Origin of the sequence: Paenibacillus jiangxiensis (genome assembly GCF_046098255.1) — a bacterium.
In the GTDB taxonomy this organism is placed as follows: Bacteria; Bacillota; Bacilli; order Paenibacillales; family Paenibacillaceae; genus Paenibacillus; species Paenibacillus jiagnxiensis.
In genome coordinates, this window is the sequence record NZ_JBJURI010000027.1 from 1 (window position 1) to 17,772 (window position 17,772).

Annotated in this window: 20 protein-coding genes; 5 read left to right on the forward strand and 15 right to left on the reverse strand. The window is 45.5% G+C overall.

Translation table 11 applies throughout. The features are described 5' to 3' along the window. Positions 1-182: 182 nt before the first annotated feature. Positions 183-641: an LPD11 domain-containing protein gene (locus ACI1P2_RS22900; RefSeq protein WP_355323026.1), complete on the reverse strand. Its 459-nt coding sequence runs from the start codon at positions 639-641 to the stop codon at positions 183-185. A gap of 1,768 nt (positions 642-2,409) precedes the next feature. Beyond that, positions 2,410-3,702: a group II intron reverse transcriptase/maturase gene (ltrA, locus tag ACI1P2_RS22905; RefSeq protein ID WP_355323028.1), complete on the reverse strand. Its 1,293-nt coding sequence runs from the start codon at positions 3,700-3,702 to the stop codon at positions 2,410-2,412. A gap of 900 nt (positions 3,703-4,602) precedes the next feature. On the opposite strand from ltrA, the gene ACI1P2_RS22910 reads away from it, so the two are divergent. Continuing rightward, positions 4,603-5,226, forward strand: a complete 624-nt coding sequence (locus ACI1P2_RS22910) for a hypothetical protein (RefSeq protein ID WP_355323030.1) — start codon at positions 4,603-4,605, stop codon at positions 5,224-5,226. A 117-nt stretch (positions 5,227-5,343) separates the two neighbouring features. Here ACI1P2_RS22910 and ACI1P2_RS22915 read toward each other — a convergent pair whose 3' ends face one another. Beyond that, positions 5,344-5,841, reverse strand: a complete 498-nt coding sequence (locus tag ACI1P2_RS22915) for a helix-turn-helix domain-containing protein (RefSeq protein ID WP_408976319.1) — start codon at positions 5,839-5,841, stop codon at positions 5,344-5,346. A gap of 44 nt (positions 5,842-5,885) precedes the next feature. Then, a complete protein-coding gene (locus ACI1P2_RS22920) occupies positions 5,886-6,506 on the reverse strand; it encodes a recombinase family protein (protein WP_355323034.1) in 621 nt (206 codons plus the stop codon). A gap of 323 nt (positions 6,507-6,829) precedes the next feature. Between ACI1P2_RS22920 and ACI1P2_RS22925 the strand changes: the two genes are divergently transcribed. After that, complete coding sequence (locus tag ACI1P2_RS22925; protein WP_355323036.1) at positions 6,830-7,714, forward strand: AbrB/MazE/SpoVT family DNA-binding domain-containing protein; 885 nt, start codon at positions 6,830-6,832, stop codon at positions 7,712-7,714. Between the two features lie 232 nt (positions 7,715-7,946). Here ACI1P2_RS22925 and ACI1P2_RS22930 read toward each other — a convergent pair whose 3' ends face one another. The 4 genes from ACI1P2_RS22930 to ACI1P2_RS22945 form a co-directional block, all read right to left on the reverse strand. Continuing rightward, complete coding sequence (locus ACI1P2_RS22930; protein WP_355323038.1) at positions 7,947-8,303, reverse strand: helix-turn-helix transcriptional regulator; 357 nt, start codon at positions 8,301-8,303, stop codon at positions 7,947-7,949. A gap of 20 nt (positions 8,304-8,323) precedes the next feature. Then, positions 8,324-9,007: an SOS response-associated peptidase gene (locus tag ACI1P2_RS22935; RefSeq protein ID WP_408976310.1), complete on the reverse strand. Its 684-nt coding sequence runs from the start codon at positions 9,005-9,007 to the stop codon at positions 8,324-8,326. A gap of 231 nt (positions 9,008-9,238) precedes the next feature. After that, the gene (locus tag ACI1P2_RS22940) at positions 9,239-10,003 is read right to left on the reverse strand and encodes a hypothetical protein (RefSeq protein ID WP_355323042.1); all 765 of its coding nucleotides are present in this window, start codon (positions 10,001-10,003) and stop codon (positions 9,239-9,241) included. Positions 10,004-10,138: 135 nt separating this feature from the next. Further along, positions 10,139-11,368: a hypothetical protein gene (locus ACI1P2_RS22945; RefSeq protein ID WP_355323044.1), complete on the reverse strand. Its 1,230-nt coding sequence runs from the start codon at positions 11,366-11,368 to the stop codon at positions 10,139-10,141. 282 nt (positions 11,369-11,650) lie between these two features. On the opposite strand from ACI1P2_RS22945, the gene ACI1P2_RS22950 reads away from it, so the two are divergent. From ACI1P2_RS22950 to ACI1P2_RS22960, 3 genes are read left to right on the forward strand one after another with little or no spacing between them, the layout of a single operon-like run. After that, on the forward strand, positions 11,651-12,862 hold the full coding sequence (locus ACI1P2_RS22950) for a Y-family DNA polymerase (RefSeq protein WP_408976320.1): 1,212 nt from the start codon (positions 11,651-11,653) through the stop codon (positions 12,860-12,862). Next, positions 12,859-13,188, forward strand: coding sequence for a YolD-like family protein (locus tag ACI1P2_RS22955; RefSeq protein WP_355323048.1), 330 nt, complete (start codon positions 12,859-12,861; stop codon positions 13,186-13,188). Before ACI1P2_RS22950 ends, ACI1P2_RS22955 begins: the two co-directional genes overlap by 4 nt. Positions 13,189-13,199: 11 nt before the next feature. Beyond that, complete coding sequence (locus tag ACI1P2_RS22960; protein WP_355323050.1) at positions 13,200-13,397, forward strand: hypothetical protein; 198 nt, start codon at positions 13,200-13,202, stop codon at positions 13,395-13,397. A 306-nt stretch (positions 13,398-13,703) separates the two neighbouring features. On the opposite strand, the gene ACI1P2_RS22965 is transcribed toward ACI1P2_RS22960, so the two are convergent. From ACI1P2_RS22965 to ACI1P2_RS22995, 7 genes are all read right to left on the reverse strand, one after another. Then, positions 13,704-14,816, reverse strand: coding sequence for a CHC2 zinc finger domain-containing protein (locus ACI1P2_RS22965; protein WP_355323052.1), 1,113 nt, complete (start codon positions 14,814-14,816; stop codon positions 13,704-13,706). Between the two features lie 2 nt (positions 14,817-14,818). After that, a complete protein-coding gene (locus ACI1P2_RS22970; protein ID WP_355323054.1) occupies positions 14,819-15,124 on the reverse strand; it encodes a helix-turn-helix domain-containing protein in 306 nt (101 codons plus the stop codon). A 28-nt stretch (positions 15,125-15,152) separates the two neighbouring features. Beyond that, the gene (locus ACI1P2_RS22975) at positions 15,153-15,383 is read right to left on the reverse strand and encodes a hypothetical protein (RefSeq protein ID WP_355323056.1); all 231 of its coding nucleotides are present in this window, start codon (positions 15,381-15,383) and stop codon (positions 15,153-15,155) included. A 42-nt stretch (positions 15,384-15,425) separates the two neighbouring features. Continuing rightward, positions 15,426-15,620: a hypothetical protein gene (locus ACI1P2_RS22980; protein ID WP_408976311.1), complete on the reverse strand. Its 195-nt coding sequence runs from the start codon at positions 15,618-15,620 to the stop codon at positions 15,426-15,428. A gap of 201 nt (positions 15,621-15,821) precedes the next feature. After that, positions 15,822-15,989, reverse strand: coding sequence for a hypothetical protein (locus tag ACI1P2_RS22985; protein WP_355323060.1), 168 nt, complete (start codon positions 15,987-15,989; stop codon positions 15,822-15,824). Positions 15,990-16,496: 507 nt separating this feature from the next. After that, the gene (locus ACI1P2_RS22990) at positions 16,497-16,748 is read right to left on the reverse strand and encodes a DUF6440 family protein (RefSeq protein WP_355323062.1); all 252 of its coding nucleotides are present in this window, start codon (positions 16,746-16,748) and stop codon (positions 16,497-16,499) included. A 347-nt stretch (positions 16,749-17,095) separates the two neighbouring features. Continuing rightward, complete coding sequence (locus ACI1P2_RS22995; protein WP_355323064.1) at positions 17,096-17,539, reverse strand: hypothetical protein; 444 nt, start codon at positions 17,537-17,539, stop codon at positions 17,096-17,098. Positions 17,540-17,772: the final 233 nt, after the last annotated feature.

Sequence of the window (17,772 nt, forward strand, 5' to 3'; positions counted from 1 at the left end):
ACTGTGTGCAGCCGCTCTTCTCCTGGGGTGTAGCGATGCTCTCGTAATCGGGCGGCGTAACCTGGCAGCGGCGTACCGGCATTTAGGCGGCGTCTTTCGCCGCCTAAATGCCGGTAGCATCAACAATCTTCCAAAGGTTAGCGTCTTGTCATTCATCCCTTAATTCTCCCTTATATATTTGATTATTCGCTCATTCGTTTTTCGTAGTCAAGAATGCCTTCGTATGTCAACCATTCCGGCTTCTGCCCTTCAGGGAAAGAATTATGAATCTCCTTCATCCTCTCGATATGCTCCTTCACGCTCCCGCCCCACAGATGGCTCTTGTTCCTGTTTCCATACCCAAGGTAGTAGTCACAGTCGCTTCTTAACCTGCCCAGCATCATGTAGTTAAACCTGTACGGGTTCTCTGCATACTTCGTCTTGAACACCACAACCAAATCGCTTTTGATTGGGAAACACGGTTCGCCATCGAAGTTGTTACCACAGCTATACAGTGCGGGCGTGTCGCACTTGCCAAGTTCTATGTCCTTCCACAGCGAATCCGTTTCGATGCACTTATAGACGGGTCTGTCCCAGTCGTCTAAACCGATGTATTCCATCGTTCTTACGTTTGTCGTTGCTTCCATTCTTACCAGCTCCATTCTTTTGTGTTCAGCTTTGCCCGAAGTAGTTTAATCTTTTGATCTACTCGCTACAGCGGTGAAGATGTGCTCCATGACATACAATCAGCTCCTTTATCCGTTTTGAGGTGATGTTGGACGTTGCCTGCCGCATGGCTGGCGTCCCCATAGGGGATGATTTTTCCCTTTTGACACTTGCTAGGGATCAGTCTCATAGCCAGTTGGTCAAGGGTATCAGCCTCCAAAAACTTTCCCTCCCCTACCAAGAGATCATCAGGAAAAGTTTTTGGAGCCCCTTGAACGGCTGGCTCGGCGTCTTAGCTTCCGGGCGGTGGAGGGCGAAGCCTGGAGGCTCGGCCGTCCGGAAGGTTAGTCGCCTTGAGAGCTGATACCATGCGGGGGCAAAAGGGAAAGATCACCTCAATCCAAAGAACCGGCGGCTGCCGGTTCTATCCATGCGTGTATGCCACTTCGGAATCCGGCGTGATGCCAGCGTCTTTTGGATCTGCCGGCCGCATAAAACCATTTCCTTACATGTTGTCACAAACCGGTGAACTCCTCGATATTGGACGATTGTAAAAATGTAAACCAACGCTTCCGTTTGAATCCAACAACCCCAAACGCCTGGTTTTCTCTTTAATGAGATTCCGAGCGGCTGCCAACACATGAGTCATTGCAGATGGATCACCGGCGACATGTGGAGAGAGTTGGGGAACGGATCTGAGGTACAAAATTTAAGCTGGAGGAGTTGTCCGAAAAAGTATGGAGATCTCCATCTTTCGGGAGGTCCAGGGGCTATAATCTTTGATAATTTTACTGATCGGTTTTATGAGTATGCAGATACAAGAGCTTCTGGAGGAGGTTCTGATGTTATTCGGTAGGATCTGAAGCGTGTAATTCGTTCTGCATTGTGTCGCAAATTTGTCGCGCAAATTAGAAAGGAGGAAATTGATCACGCAACACTTACGTTCATACGCAATATGTTCTCAAGATGAAGATGCTTTCTTTTAATTTCGGATCCGTCTACGGAAAGTATCATCTGTTCCCGCGAATATGGCATCTCTTCTCATTTAAAAAAATACGTCTATGAAACTCAAATTGAGTCTTAAACCTTTCTTTTTAATTAAGTGTTTGGATTTCTGTTGTTGACTTGAAGTTCCTGAAAGGGAAATCAAATTTTATTCATTTTGGCAGCATCTCTGTCCATACAGGGGACGATTTTTAGACCGGGAGCATATCGGATGCAGAAATCACTTTATGGGTTAAAGGGGGATCAGACATTTTGCAAGTTATGAAATGAAATATTTTCACTACCATATAAGATTCCTCAGCGAAAGGGGTGATTGACCTTGAGAGTAGGTACTGGTTGTTATGTCGGATGGGTTCAAAAAAATGAATTGAAGACAAGGAGGATTTTGTAATGAATGATATCGATTTAGTAGTTTTGTTTCAGATGTTGCATAATGGGTGGCTGTGGGTGCTCTCTCTGGATTGGCCATCGTTTGCTGAGCTTGTGAGGTTTGTATTGCAAACTTGGGAATCGTTGTTAAGAATTCGTGACTTTCGTAAACAGCATTCGAATATGGACAAGCCCCTTTCACTGGCTCCCACGACTCCCAGACCCCCGAGATATCGTGGTCGGAAACGTGTTAGTAGAATACGCAAACGTTCTAATCGAACAAGGCAGTAATTTGCCAAGGTTAAAAATAATCGAGTAGGCCCATGAATAAATTCATGGGCCTCTCACAGAACCAGGACGTGCGGATCCTCGCATCCGGTTCCTCCATGGTTATCCCCGCTGGGGATGTCGGGATAGTATCATCTGGACTAAGCTACACAGACCGAGTTCCTCGAACCAAGCGTTCGGCATGGCATAGTGGGCATGCTGGCAACTGGAGTTCCTCCAAGCCGTCATTCGTATGCCCGCCAACTCTCCGCTCCATCCTCGTCTTCGCATTTCACGCATCAGTTTACGAGCATGCTTCCAGCTACGCATCTGTACCATTCGCAGCCTCCGGCGTATCCATGCGTCGAGGTTTCGAAACAGACTTCTTACATCTCCTGTTCCAAAATAGTTAGCCCATCCTCTCACATATGGATTCAGCACCCGCTTCACCAGCTCTTGTAGGTTAACCGTCTGGTTGCGCCTCGTGATCTTCTTTACCCGCTCTTTGAATTTCGTGATCGCTTTCCCTGATGGCGTCATCCAATGCCCGGGTTTAAACTCATGGCCCAGAAACACAAATGACTTCTCTTGATGATTCACGATTTTCGTTTTCGTGGGATGCACCTTTAACCCAAGTTCGCTCTCCAGCAGCTTCGTGATTTGACCAAGCACTCGCTCAGCTCCCCTGCGGCTTCGGCAGCAAATCACAAAATCATCGGCGTATCGCGTCATGCGATGTCCCCGCGATTCCATAAGCGTATCCAGCGGGTGCAGATAGATGTTCGCAAGCAACGGACTACACACACCGCCTTGCGGGCTTCCTAGATCGCTTGCTTGTACGACACCATTTTCCAGGACACCTGTCTTCAGCATGCTTTCGATCAGTCGTAATACACTTCCGTCCACCACTTCTTCCCGCACTTGCTCGATCAGCTTCTCATGGGGGATCGTGTCAAAGTAAGATTTCAGATCAGCGTCAATGACGTACCGATATCCTTCCATCAGGTCCTTCCTTATCCGCTCCAGCGCCATATGTGCGCTTCGTCCCGGACGGAAGCCATAGCTGCGCTCACAAAACTTGGTTTCAAAGATCGGCTCCAGCACTCGCTTCAGCGCCGCTTGAACCACTCGATCTCCTACGGTTGGGATGCCCAGAGGTCTTTCGCTTCCGTCTTCCTTTGCGATATATTTCCGTCTGACTGGCCTCGGCGTGTAGCTCTTAGTTCGCAGCGCCGTTTGAAGGGCTCTTAAGTTGTCCTCCAAATTCGCTTCAAAGACTTTGATGGTTACGTTGTCTACGCCCGGCGCCCCTCGATTGGCCTTCACCTCTTTGAAGGCTTCCTCCAAGTTCGGCATCGCCCATACTTTGTCGATCAGGCTGTACCATCTACGTTTCTTAGTTGGATGTTCTCCCACACGTAAGCTCCTCTTCGTTGTTTCCTTGTCGGTGTTCGGTTTCTTCCACTTCTCTCTCGTCTGCGGATAGCCTTCAAAAAAATTTTTTTTTTCTGGCAGTCAGGCGTTCCAAAAGTGTACTCCGTCAGATCGCCTACCCGTTTGTTCGGCGTCGGTTCTTCGCGCTTCTTGGCTCCCCGATCTCAGTCTGAGCACCAGCATCTCCTTCTACGTTTAGAACTTATCTTCCACGGTTCCAGGCTTCGCACGATTCTCCCGCCTTTTGGGTCGGGGTTCGTCCCGTCAACTTCGTGCCGGGTCACTTGCCATTGCGGCCTTTCCTGCAAGCTTTTTCGCTACTATCCCTTCGTATGACTGCTCGCCCCCCTTAGCCCTCACTCTTCCTTTGCGGCTTTGTGCGGGGTTACCGCTCTAGGCGGGGGCGACAAGCTCTCCTTGGGTCACGTCATCGTTCTTTCCCTCGAATCCAGTCCTCTTAACCTGCGAAGTCTATGGTGGTATGGGACTTTCCCTTCTCTTGCAGGGTTGTCCGACTTCGCCGGCCAACCTGGTTTAGCCGCCTGTTCCGAGGTTTGCCTTCTGGACCTCCGCACGTTACCTTACGGCACACGCACTACCGGTCAGCTATGCGCTTCCGCCACCCCGCGGTGCGCTCGGGACTTTCACCCGTTAGATCGATGCGCTGCCAAGCGCACAAGAGACAGGTTGCTGAGCCCACCTGTCTTTTTATTTTTTGCTATGGACAAGCCTGGTCTAGATTCTCAGCTTTTTTTGCGATAGTAATATGGCCAGAAAGGTGGACACACGCCATTCAGAATCCCACCCTCTTTTGACGATATATACGAGGGAGGATTTTAATGGTAAAGTTCAAAAATATAACATGTCCAAGGAGGGCTTCAGTTGCTCATTATGTTTCTGAGTGGTTTTTTCGTCACCACATTTATTCTTAGTTTGATCGCTCTGATCGCAAGTATTTTTCGCAGCAGCAAGACACATCTTCAGTTGAATTTTAAATATGTCATGGCATCGTTTGCCGGGTATTTTCTTATGTATTTCATAGACTTGAGTTGGAATAAAGAAGATGCCAGTAATTACTATGCTTTCGGGAGCTTATCAGCTCTCATCTTTGTAATATTCGCAAACAAGACTGCATTTGATCCATTTTCTAGAAAGGGGCTTCGTTTCTTCACTGCGGAGATCGATAGGTTCCGGTCAAACAATAGTTTCTCCTTAAAAAAGGATCTGTTTAGCGTTAGCAGAATTGCGATTGTGTATTTATTTATTCTTTTGATCGTCAACCAATTGAACATGGAGCCGAAAGGTTCAATAGTTACTCTTGTAGCCGTGGTCGGATTCATTCACGCTGCTTTCTTTGGAAAGCTATATGGGACTTGCCCTTACTGCAACTATCGCATCCGTGGTCTTTCCCATAGAACAGCTGCGGTTACTTGTAAAACGTGTAGATCTCGTGTTGTAATCCATGGTGAAGACTTGAAGCGGCCATTGGGCAGGCCAACAAAGTAGTAGAGCAATATAAAAAGCTTGGACGATATTTTGTCCAAGCTTTTGTATTAAGCGGCCAGATCCTCGACATCAGGCGGTGTTGCAGCAACAAAGCTCGTCTGTACCCCGAACTCCCCCTTATCCTCCAACATCGCCTATAGTCTTGGCTATTTTATTCTTCAGGTACATTTTATCCCCAGGTAAACCTAGCACCTGTAGCTTTTTCTTACAGTTTGGACAAAGAGCGGTTGTTTTCTGTAGACTCGGTGAACTCTCATCGAGAGTATATAGTTCAAGATAGGGAAGTCCATCAGAAGTAATGAATGGTGCCATACTACAACAGAGCTCGCATCGACCTGCTGCCCTCTCCATCACATCTTTGCTGATTAATAAACTTTCTACGTTTACATCGAGCATATCTGAGTTGTTCCCAGAATCAGCGTCGTTCCAAAAAAATTCTAGTGAAACATCAAACAATTGAGCGATTCTAAGCAACGTCCTCATAGCTGGTGTACGTTCTCCACGCTCATACATACCAATAGTAGAAGCAGACACTTTCAATTGGTCAGCCAACTGTTCAATTGTCAAGTGCTGTGATTTTCTTAAAGCTCGAATTCGGTAACCCTTTATTTTCATCACGTTTTCAATGATTCCTCTCTCGATCTCGAAATAAACATTTTTCAACCTTCCGATGCTAAACCTTGGGCCTCATGTTCCGAAACACGCCGGTAAAATGTCGTTCGACTCATATCAACTTCCTTCATAGCTGTCGTTGCCGTAATTTGTCCCTCTTTCCACTGGTTGTAGACTTGAATGAACGTTTCGTTAATCTGCTGCCGAGGACGACCAAACTTAACACCACTTGCCTTTGCTACTTCGATCCCTTCAGCCTGACGCTGCCTATTTTTCTTACGCTCCTGTTCGGCCACATACGCTAGCATGCTTAAAAACTGGTCCTCCAGCAGTTTCCCCAAATCTCCCATCGTTTTGAATTTACGGGAGTCGAATAATGTTTCGTTATCCAGACATACAACGTCTGCCCCGGTCTCCCTTGTGATGAACTTCCATTCACTAATGATGCCATCGTAATCCCGCCCCAATCGATCCAATGCGTCCAAATAAACCAGATCGCCTTCACGGATCATCATACGCATAGCCTGGTAACGTGGCCGTTCAAAATCTTTGCCACTCTGCTTGTCAACAAATATGAAACGCTCCTCAACACCAAGTTCCCTAAATTTAACAAGTTGCCTTTCAGGATTCTGATCCTTAGCCGAGACACGGGCATAGGCCATTTTCATACAACCAACTCCCCAAAAAAATGTTTCAAAACTCCATTACTAGATTCGGAATATTCCTAAAGTGATTTTATGGCATTTTGAAACATAAATACAGACAAATTTTCGCTATTCCAAAAAGCATGCTTTATGAAATACAGAAGAGCCGGTTAATTCGTCAATTACGACACCGCTTGGTTGCCTGATCAACCCATCAAACACCACTTCCTCGCCTCATTTTACTATCGACAAGTCTCCTACCACTTGATATATTTAGATCACGATTATTATTACAATTTGATTAATATTATATTTTGATTGGATAATGAAAGGGAGGATTTTACAGGATGTTGATCACAATCCCCTACTCTGCCCGCTATCGTCTTGGGCTTGATGACCAGGGTAGCCGTATTCAATACGTAGAACATGAGGGTTCCTTTGAAAAGTTCTATTGGATCGAACCGGTGCAGCAGCCGATGTTTCCATTCGGTAAACAGGAACAGGGATATCGGGTCACTTCTCAAGGGCAAGTGACCGTTCCGAAATACATACTCGAAACTCTGCAGATTCAAAACAAAGAGGAGCTATGGATTGATTTCGACGTTGACAACAGACGGCTATCTCTGAGAAAGTCACATGTCCATCGATTTCAAGAAATCCTGTTATCACTGAGGCCAAACTTTTATGAAGATCGGGAGAATGAGCTGCTAACGATCGTAGGCCGGGATGAAGCGGCAGAAGGCGACGATCGCCTTTTATTTGTCGAAAGAAGCCAATTCAATCAATTGTGCCGTCTGTATCGCGTGATCAAGGAGAGGTACGAAGCCGGCACAAATACCTCTTGGGTGGGTGTGCCAGATGTAGGCGATCAGGGGATATCTATTAACTTGGATGAGACCGTCGTGCCGAGTCAACTCATCGTAACCAAATTGGGGGACAAATACTTGTCTGATCCGATGGTGGCCAAGCTGTGGCGAGAACGAATTCCTTTTCACATGATTGATAATAAAATCAGCTATTATAATGAAGGAAAAAAACAGGAGCATGACGTTACACCGCGCAAGGCTCGGGAGATCATGCAGATTTTTAATCGCAACGCCAAGCAGTATGGCTCCTTTAAAGACTCTACAGGTCAATTTGTAGAAACGGTGCTCTTTTATACCGGAGATATGGTCATCTACCGTAGGATCAATAAATCTCTGGAATTCCTGCCGAAACAAACAGACGAATAACAGGATCACGAACGAGAGCGACAAACAAAAACTAGCCGCCAGAGAGATCCGCGCCAGCGAATTGGAATAGTGCAATATTACAGCGCGAGACAAGAAAACCACCAGACTGAGGCGGCCAGCCTAGTCCCGGTGGTTTTTTAATTTTCTAAACTGCAACGACCACCCATGCGGTGCGGTTCTCATTTACCCACCCATACCATGTCCACTTATTGTGCTCACACTGAATCCCCCTTTACAAAAAATTATCCTTCTCCGCTTTTCGTAGCACACCAATGCATCGTTCAATTTCTGGTTTGACCTGCTTCTTGAATAAGGCAGCCTTTTCCCTTCCATCGGCAGTGAAATCGTAAATATAAATTTCTTGGGGAAACTCGACACGTCCGCTCTCTTGTTTTGTTCGATATAGCACCCCATCATCAACCAATCCATGAAGGATACGGTACACCTCACTATCCGGTGGATTAAGACCAGATTCCTTTATGTGAGATTTAAGCTCATCAAACATCTGGTACCCATAGCCCCGATTCTTCTCCAAAAAGGTTAGTAAATACAATTTGATAATTGCCCTCTGAGCAACCATAACAGCCATCACTATCCCCCCATTTCGATCTATCTTGAATTCATCGGAATCTCATCAACAAGACTCGCCTGATTATTTTTTACATTACCCACCATCTTGGACACCGGATACAATATCATTTGTTCTGCAGGATATGGAACCAAGAGATCCTGAAGAACATGTTTGTCTGTCACTTTCGGATCCAACCACATATTCACGCCTTCTGAATTTAGAATCACGGGCATCCGATCGTGAACATCCTGCACTAATTGATTTGGTTCTGTGGTGATGATCGTACAGCTCCGAATCATCTCCCCATTCTCTGGATGTTCCCAGGTATCGAATAAACCGGCAAATCCAAAGACCTTTTTGGATTCCAACTGGAAGCGGAATGGCTGCTTATCGTCCCCTGCTTTTTTCCATTCATAGAATCCATCTGAAGGGATAACAACCCGATTTCTCGAAAGAAGATTTCGGAATGCGGGCTTACTCTCAATCGTCTCGGCCCGGGCATTAATCATCTTATAGCCAATTTTTGCGTCCTTGGCCCAAAACGGAATGAGTCCCCACCGGTATCCGGTAAGAACACGCTCCCCATCCCAATGAGCTATTGCTGCAATGGTTTGTGATGGAGCCACATTGTAGCGGGGGCTATATTCATAATCAACGCGTTCGACGGAGAAAGTTTCAAAGACTTCTGATTCATCAGCTACCAAAGTGAAACGGCCGCACATACTTTTCTCCCCTTTCGCTTCATTCGAGACTGACATCTTCTTAACAGCTTGTCCTGAAGGTAACTACATTATAATAGAAGAAACTCATCTTGAAAAATAGAAACGGCCACTGTCCAAAGACATTCACGGAGGCCAAGGATTCCTGATGAACTGGATGGCATCCATGCCTTAACTAACAAAAAAGCTGCTCTCCCAGGTACGGGAACAGCAGCCACCAATATGCTTGCCTGCTCATTGAGTGAAAGCAGCTATGCCGGTTGGTCCTTGGGATGTGCGGAGTACATCTTCGATGGTATTGATCACATCGATCGGGTCTTGAAAGTCTTTGCAGCGGAGCTCATTCTGATCCCGGTCCAGGACGTTCAGTTCATAATCCCCCCTGGCGCGTACACATAAATTCATCCAGATAGGCTCTCCCTGGCAATTTACATACCACATCATCAAAAGCGCTACAGAATCCGAGTGAATAACCTCAAGGTTAGCTTTATCGGAAAGTTTCTGCTCTACATGTTTGACAATTTCCAAGAACCCCTGCTCTTTAGCTTCTAAAGGACTACTTACAATCTCTACACGATATCCAGATGAGTCGAGCCTAAACTCTTTCTTATGCGGGTACATCTCTTTCATTCGGCGGTATGTTTCTGTAATTGTCCAAGGTACTTTTAGAAAATCCTTTTCTTCCAGCATGTAATCTTTATTTTCTAGTAGATTCATAATATCCGTATGAGATAAGGTCCCCGGAACAATGGGAGGCGGTTGAACTTTAGTTACAATCTCAAAAAGATATGCTCCTCTATCCAGGTCTGTAATGTATCTGATCTGTCCGTTACAAATAAGTCGGAGACCGTCCTCGGTCAAATATATCTCTGTATCATCAAACATTCTTGCAGCTTCTTCTTCTGTTACTTTAAGATTTTCTATAGTTCCAACTACAATATTAGCAAATAAGTTATCATAGTAGTTGGTATGCCATACTCGGAACATATTATCCTTCACTGTACTCCTCTCGTATGTGTGGTGACGATTCAGAAGCTACTTCAATTGTGCCGGCGAAATTGTCGCATGTAGAAATTCCTTCTAAATCGTTCTGAATAATAGAAATGGCCACTGTCCAAGACAGCAGCCTTACATTTATCTGCCCCGATCAACTTGCAAGCTTTTATCACGCATGTTTTTAAAAAACTCGCTTAATACTTCTGGATTATGCTCCTTCAGGCCACCTATCATCCGATCTCTTTCCGCTCGATTGATGCCATCATTCCGGAAAAGTGCGGTATGCGTTAAATTGTCTCCCTTCAGCTTGTACTCCAATCGCTCATCGTTCTTCCCATGCTCGTTTCGGAGGGTCTTCCATGAGCTGACCTCCTTGTCCAAATGATCGACCTGTATAAGCTTCGGCATTTGCTCCGTATGCCCTTTGATGATATCCGCCAAGTCCTTTAATTTTCCATCAACCGGCCCTATGGGCTCGGCAGCAATTAGGCGAGCACTCTGAATGTTGTCTCCCATCATCATACCGGCCAGCTTAGAGGAGTTATTGGTTTCAATCCGATCTGCTTGGGGGTTTGTTTTCTCGTAGGCAACAAATTCAACCCCATGACCATGATCGTAACAAAGGACATTCCATTCTTTATCGTTACCGACCTTGTATGTATGATTCATATTCGCCTTCATACTGCCAAGGGATTCGCTCAGTTTGCCGTGGGCCTGCTCAGATGCATCAAGCTGTGCCTTACGTTCCCTCATCCAACTCCGGTCGGGGCGAGAAGTAATCTCGGATTCGACCTGAGGCGAGGCAGGCTGAGCGTCAATACGGGAAGGGCCGCTTGCTGCAGCTCCACGCTCCACTTCTTTCTGCGGGCTCATGCCTCGTTCAGAAAGAGCTCTCAGCTCCATAGCATCCAATTGGCCAACACTTCTCAGCTCTTGCAGAGAGCGGCAATTCTCAAACAACTCTCTGGAAACAACAATCCCCGCTTCTTTACTCATCGCTTTATCGATACTGATGTTAATCGTCTCCAGGTTGCCTGTCTGGAGATTTCTAACCTGCATCTCTACATGATCATATTCTTTAACGGTCGGGCGTACCTTGATGGTCCGCCGCTGCTCTTTTAAATAATCTCTAATTTCTTTTGCGTAGTCGTGTGCTTTATTAAGCATACGATATGGCACTTTAGTAGGGTACCTGGTAGTTCGCGATGGTAACTCCTCACTGGTCTGCCGATACGATTCAATAGCAAAATTGCGATCGCTGGCGGCCGATGAGCGGTAGCTTTCAATGACAAAATCTCTCGGCTGCTGATCGCGCCGCTCTGTCTCTGGCCCTCGGTACGTTTCAATGACAAAATCCTTGTCAGCCACACTAATCACCCTCTCTTTTTTTCATATAGACATCGTGCTAATTGCCTATGATTTCATGATAAATCAAGCTATCTATAGGTGTAAATAACTATTTACTTTTTAGAGTATTTACGCCTTATATCTCCACATTATTGCCAATAGAAAATAGGAAAATAATTCTGATTGTTTAGATATCCCGCTCTGTGTATATAATAAACAAGAACACATGTTCTTGTAAAGGAAGGTGATACCTAAATGATTGACTACTCAAAACTTCCTCACAACAAAGTACTCTGCGTCGATATGAAGAGCTTTTATGCATCCGTCGAGGCCGTAAGCCTAGGTTTAGACCCACTTACTTGCCTGCTTGCAGTTGTAGGCGATAAAAATCGCAGCGGCAGCGTGGTACTCGCGGCTTCCCCAGTACTAAAAAAAGAGTTTGGCATCCGAACCGGCAGCCGTCTTTATGAGATCCCACCCGATCCCAGGATCCGGATCGTGAATGCGCGTATGGGCCTATACTTGGATACTTCAATGCAAATCACGGATATCTTTAACCAATATGCACCAAAAGAAGCTATTTCAACCTACTCCATCGATGAATCCTGGGTGATCTGTGATGGCCTCGAACGGCTATTTGGCAGCGCTCATGATATCGCCAGGTCAATTCAAGAGGATATCAAGTTGCAAACCGGGCTCCCCGTCGCAATCGGCATCGGTCCTAACAAGCTGCTGGCCAAGATGGTCTTAGACATCCACGCCAAGAAAAAAGGCATTGCAGAGTGCAAATATGAAGATATCCCGCGCTTGCTTTGGCCTACGCCGATTGAGGACGTATGGGGTATCGGCCACCGGATGAAACGTAATCTGAACCGTATGGGCATTTACATATTGGAGGACTTGGCAAAATGCTCCCTCGCCAAGCTCAAACAAAAATATGGCGTGATGGGCGAACAGCTTTATTATCATGCCTGGGGTGTGGATCTGTCCCCGATCTTCGTCGATCCATCCGCTGGAATGCGCAAAGGATTTTCTAACGGTATCACTCTTATGAGGGATTACAACAAAGATGAAGTGCCCACCGTGATCTATGAGATTACGGATCACCTGGCATCGCGTATGCGCGAAATAAACGCTGCATGCCGGACCGTATCCCTCTCTTTCGGGTACAGTAAGCATGAGGTTAAGAAGGGCTTTAGCCGCTCCCACACACTCCCTGAAGCAACCAATGTATCAAAGCGGCTTTATGATACCTGTATGGCACTATACAGCCAGGCCAACGTGCTGGGGAAAATACGCACCGTACACGTCGCAGTATCCAACCTGGTCAGCGATGATGCCATTCAGTTAGATCTATTCTCAGGCGCACAGGACGAAAAGCTGCGGCTGCTTGGTTCTGCCATCGATGAGATTCATGCACGGTTTGGCGGGGCCTCTGTATTTCGGGCATGCTCTCTGACGGATGCTGGCACTCATCTGGGTCGTACGAAGAAAATCGGGGGGCATTTTCAATGATTAGAGATCGAGGGCATAAAAAGTGGGTGTCCCTGATGCTCCCGGAACATAAAGATCGGCTTCAGAAGTGGGCTTATGCCCAAGATGATGTTACAATGCCAACTCTTGACGAAGATCAGCTGCAAGAGTTCAATCATCGAATATCCGTTAGCCTGCAGGATGGCAGAATAGTCGAAGTCATCTATTACAGCAATAAGCGCTTTGTATGCATCCAGGGTGTCATTAAACGATGTGATCCACTCGCCGGTTATCTTTTGCTGGAGGAACCGAGTGGTGAGTTATTCCGGATCCGTTTGGCACTCATTAAAGAAATACATCTGCAGTAATCCGCAACTGGATGTATATCTACCCTATCCCCCATCAAACGCCGCATGAAGCCGTCACCCCGGAGGGGGCGCAGCGTCAGCGGAGCAGCCGCAGGCTTGACGAGCGGTTCCACGCTCCTACCCTGTCAGCCGTTCCCGAACCTTACGTTCGGGAACCTGCCTCCCGGCGAGGGGAGCCTCCCCATGATTGGGGAGGTTGGTGGGGTTGAAAAATGGGATTGCAAAGGGCAGCGTCCTTTGCGCTTCCCCGCAGGGGACGGGAGGGAAGGTCTGTTCCTAGCTATATTACGAAATCACCGTCACCCTCTGAAGGTGACCGTAACTCCGTAATACTTAACGAGGGCATGAAACAGGCTCTCCGCGAGTAGCCGCTGATCAAAGTTGGCGTCAGATCCCGTAATTGGACCCAAAATTGATCGATGCGGCTACCAGTAGTTGAACGATTAATTCAATAAGTTATTCAAGCGATTAAAATGCCGCCATGATTATGGCGGCACAATTTATGATGTAAACTATCAGGTTCGACTCTTCATTTCATTAACATACCGTTCAATATCCTGCAGAGAGTACTTCTGCAGCGTACAGTACATTTCAAACTGCTCGTAACTTTTACCGGTCAAGAAACTTTTAAAATGATCCAACCCCTTCTCGGAAATCATCTGAGCGGGATCCTCTCCTTCAGGAAGCTCTCCAACCCATGTTTGAACACCGGTATCGACCAGCATTCTCCCTGCAGCTAAAGCACCTTCACGGCCAGCTTGGTCCCCATCGAACAATAGCACTGCTTTATCCGTCTTATTATGTATCATACGAGCGTGCTTTCCGGTAAATTTGCCTGCTCCTCCTGGATTGGTTCCGTTCAGGATTCCATGACTCTCGGCCACCAACTGATCGATAAACGACTCATAGATTGTAACAAGCTGGCCACTTTTTATAAAATCATAGCCACCCAGGAAGGGGATGTCTCCATAAAGATACTGGTGATTGATTCCTGCAAGCGAATCATCTACCGCGCGTCCGTAGAGATCTACAACCCTCCCAAACATAACTATCGGAATTACTGCTCGATAAAAAAAACGGTCCAATCCCCTTCTGTTTAAAAGCTTAAACTCCTGGAGCTCTTCCTTCGTGAATCCTTGTCTCTCCAAGTGACTCCGGAGCGTACGTCCACCAGGCGCGTAACCGGCTTTATATTTTTTTAGGACTTCCATGGAAATCCCTCGTGAGAGGAAATAGTCAAAGTTACCTTGATCATGATAAAACTCAGCAGCCAGTGCCAATGCTTCCTCTTTTCTCTGTTGCTTCCTATCTACCTGATCTTCTGGCAGCGGAATGCCAGCCATGTCAGCCAACTCCGAGACAGCCTCATGAAATGTTTTGCCTGCGACATTTCGGAGAAAATGAATAGCATTTCCACCTGTATGGCAGGATCCGCATTTGTAGGTCTGCGTGGACTTCTTTATACGACCATTATCAAAATCCTTCTTGCCGCAGCAGAAATCCGCTATATAATAATGGTTTTCACCTGATCCCGCCTTCACTCGTACATGATGCTTCTCCATAAGCTGCATCATGTCCACTTGTGCCAATAGCTGGTCGATGAACTCCTCCGAAAAATGTATGGCCACGACTACTCCTTCCTTTCAGCATTATGCTTATCCTTTAATTTCTGATGCAAATAATCAAAAACGCCTGGTTCCTGAAGAATAAGATCACGGATCTCTGACGATATCTTGCCAGCTCTATAAATAATGGTATTTGGATCGTCCTGAAGCGCTTCTGCTAACTGCAGTAACTTATCTTCAGATGGCGGTGAGACATGCCCTTTTTCTATCTTGCTCAAATAGGACTTCGTTACACCCGCTTTCGTTGCCACATCCTCCTGGGTGAGCCCGATCGATTTTCGTAGTTTCTTGATGTATTCACCAAAGCTCATATCATATCACCTTTAAATAGCTTAATATTCATTGAAGATCATTAGCTAAATCATCATCTAATGCTTCATTTCCCAATTTACAGCTACAGCAGAGGTATCCGTATATAGTCGTTTTCTTGGTGTCTTGGATCACATTGTTTTTACAGCAGTCGTCCAATCGACTTCCGCACTCAAAACATAAGTCGGCCTTGTTATCAGAACGATTATCCAGTGTTCTATTGATTCCATTTATAAGTTTCGGGTCAACTTTAATTGACATTAGCTCGTCCTCCCGTCACAACCCTGTATTCAATATGATTCATCAACCACCATAAAAAGTTGTTACATGGCCGCATTTACAAATTAATTTGACTTCCTCAACATCATTAGGACCGACTGGATAAGAACTATTAGATCGGGAGACGCCGCCCTCCTCTTCTATGACATTAAGTGCAGTATTGATCGTTGCTATTTTCTTAAAACAGGTTTTACATTGAACTTCTTTCATTCTCTGCATGCATACCATCCTTTCTTACAACCGCGTATTCATTAAGATACTTTCGAGACGAAGCACATTGATACTCTAACGATGCCCCACCCAAAGTCTACAAAGCCCGTACCAGCCAATGGATCGTATCCGTGGTAGGTGCCTTTTCCTTGATGATAATGTTGGACGATTTCACCTATTTCAAATCCCATAATGTACGCTCCTTATTCATTATGATTCATTCTCAAATAGTTCTACTTCAACATCTGATCCAAAAATCAGTCGCATATTGTGCATAATTTCAGATTCACGGCATGACAACTTAAGTACCGCTCTGTCGTTACCTTCTAATTCAAATTCATGCGTATAAGGCAAACTGCTGATCATGATCCATTTCATATTTCATGCACGCTCCCTATTCAATGTGATCCATCAGGCTTACAAAAGATTAGATGGGCTTCGTCAATTACAATCAGTCTCTTAGGACCTCTACCTTGCGCTGCACGTCTCTTCAATCTGCGAGCTTTGCGATGGCAAATTTCAAACTTACTCTTTTTCATGATGCACGCCCCTATTCATTTTGTTGCATCTATAATCGCTTGGATCGCCTTTATCTTCTGAGTTGGATTGACATTCTGCTCTAACACTAACTCGGTATTAGCTGCTACAAAGTCATTTTTCGAATAGTACTCATTGCAGTTCTTTTCAATCCTTCCCTTCCAATAATCCACAGAGCAAAAGTTGTCTGGTAAATTCGAATTCACCCTATTACACTCTCCTATTCAATCAGATATTTGCCTGTAACCAATCTCAAACCTCAAATAATAGGGGTATAGATTCTTGGGGTATGGCATATACTTAAAGTGTAAAAGCTCCTCACCGGAAAACCCAGTTTTCCGGTGTTTTCTATTTAGCAGCAGCTCCAGGGCAATACGGCTTTCCATCGCGATCATATAAAAGTGTATACGGTGTGTCGTACCCATTAGAAACATATTGACACCCGGTTTCACGGTCAATCATCAACACGGGCAATTCGCCTGATGATGTTATCTCAAATCGATCGTTTTTTTCCACTTGTTGTTCTTTTGGTGCGTCAAATGCTCCACATCCCAATAACAGTGTGAAGATAGGCAGTATCAAGATACATTTATATTTCATTTATGTCCCCCCGTTTAATCCAATGGTTGATTATTTCTGAAAGATTTCATTAAATCGCTCCCATGCAGTCTGTTCGTTTTCGTTTGTTGTAACACAGACTTCCACCGAAACAGAAGGGAACTTATATCATTCGTCATTCGGTAGCGTCAAGAGTTTTGTGTAATTATTTTTAGGGTTTTGAAGTAGGGTATCCATTGGGACAATGGATATCATTTTTCAGTCAATCTGAAGTGAACATGGGCGCAATAAGATGGTACTAATGCAGCTAACTACTTTAGGGCTGCGCCATCCGAAGTCGGCGAGCCGTTCGTTCACCCTCAGCTCATACCCCGGAAAACTTCGTTTGATTATTTATAGTAGGACAACGTTTTTTCCCATACTTTAGCTTCTTTGAAACCTTCTAAGATCGCTTGAATTCTTCCGGCCTTGAATTCTACAGAATCATCTGTCTTCATGATCCCCATAATCAGGTAAAATCCTTTCCGGTACGGATCTTCGGTTTCCTTCAATTTTAAGAAATACTGTGTGGCCCATTGTTTCATATCATGATCTACATTTGGGCTACCCGGATCGGAATGGCTGCTAATATAACTGTCAATGTCAGCATAGAAAGTAATATGGTCCGGTAAAGAATCATTGGTCTGGAGGTAAGTAACAAGCTTCTTCTCACCATTTTCAGATAGAATGCCTTCTTCGACCTGCAAAATAGGTGTGTCATCCTCCAGGACAACTTCATTGTCTTGCCGCTGTAGTTCAAGCAGCTTGATCAATTCGCCTACACTCAATGCCATAATAACCTCACACTCCAAAATTATTCTTTTTGTCAAACTACGCCTGTCTTAAACTTATTCCGACTGGCCACAACGAAAATTGCCCATTTCATTTTAAAATTGATGCATAAACCTTTCCTTCGATGGCTTTGAGATGATTGCCGCGCGTCGGATGTTCATCTTCAAATTCAGCCAGGTTTCAGTTATATAATCCAAACCTTACTTAGCTGATGTCGCCTTCTCACACAAACATA

Excerpts from the sequence above, each read along its gene's own strand:
- ACI1P2_RS22930 (WP_355323038.1), bottom strand. The coding sequence starts at position 8,303 with ATGGCTGTTATGGTTGCTCAGAGGGCAATTATCAAATTGTATTTACTA.
- ACI1P2_RS22960 (WP_355323050.1), top strand. The coding sequence starts at position 13,200 with ATGTATATCTACCCTATCCCCCATCAAACGCCGCATGAAGCCGTCACC.
- ACI1P2_RS22990 (WP_355323062.1), bottom strand. The coding sequence starts at position 16,748 with ATGAAATATAAATGTATCTTGATACTGCCTATCTTCACACTGTTATTG.
- ACI1P2_RS22925 (WP_355323036.1), top strand. The coding sequence starts at position 6,830 with ATGTTGATCACAATCCCCTACTCTGCCCGCTATCGTCTTGGGCTTGAT.
- ACI1P2_RS22995 (WP_355323064.1), bottom strand. The coding sequence starts at position 17,539 with ATGGCATTGAGTGTAGGCGAATTGATCAAGCTGCTTGAACTACAGCGG.
- ACI1P2_RS22955 (WP_355323048.1), top strand. The coding sequence starts at position 12,859 with ATGATTAGAGATCGAGGGCATAAAAAGTGGGTGTCCCTGATGCTCCCG.
- ACI1P2_RS22980 (WP_408976311.1), bottom strand. The coding sequence starts at position 15,620 with ATGCAGAGAATGAAAGAAGTTCAATGTAAAACCTGTTTTAAGAAAATA.
- ACI1P2_RS22985 (WP_355323060.1), bottom strand. The coding sequence starts at position 15,989 with ATGAAATGGATCATGATCAGCAGTTTGCCTTATACGCATGAATTTGAA.
- ACI1P2_RS22920 (WP_355323034.1), bottom strand. The coding sequence starts at position 6,506 with ATGAAAATGGCCTATGCCCGTGTCTCGGCTAAGGATCAGAATCCTGAA.
- ACI1P2_RS22950 (WP_408976320.1), top strand. The coding sequence starts at position 11,651 with ATGAAGAGCTTTTATGCATCCGTCGAGGCCGTAAGCCTAGGTTTAGAC.
- ACI1P2_RS22900 (WP_355323026.1), bottom strand. The coding sequence starts at position 641 with ATGGAGCTGGTAAGAATGGAAGCAACGACAAACGTAAGAACGATGGAA.
- ACI1P2_RS22970 (WP_355323054.1), bottom strand. The coding sequence starts at position 15,124 with ATGAGCTTTGGTGAATACATCAAGAAACTACGAAAATCGATCGGGCTC.
- ACI1P2_RS22935 (WP_408976310.1), bottom strand. The coding sequence starts at position 9,007 with ATGTGCGGCCGTTTCACTTTGGTAGCTGATGAATCAGAAGTCTTTGAA.
- ACI1P2_RS22915 (WP_408976319.1), bottom strand. The coding sequence starts at position 5,841 with ATGAAAATAAAGGGTTACCGAATTCGAGCTTTAAGAAAATCACAGCAC.
- ACI1P2_RS22975 (WP_355323056.1), bottom strand. The coding sequence starts at position 15,383 with ATGTCAATTAAAGTTGACCCGAAACTTATAAATGGAATCAATAGAACA.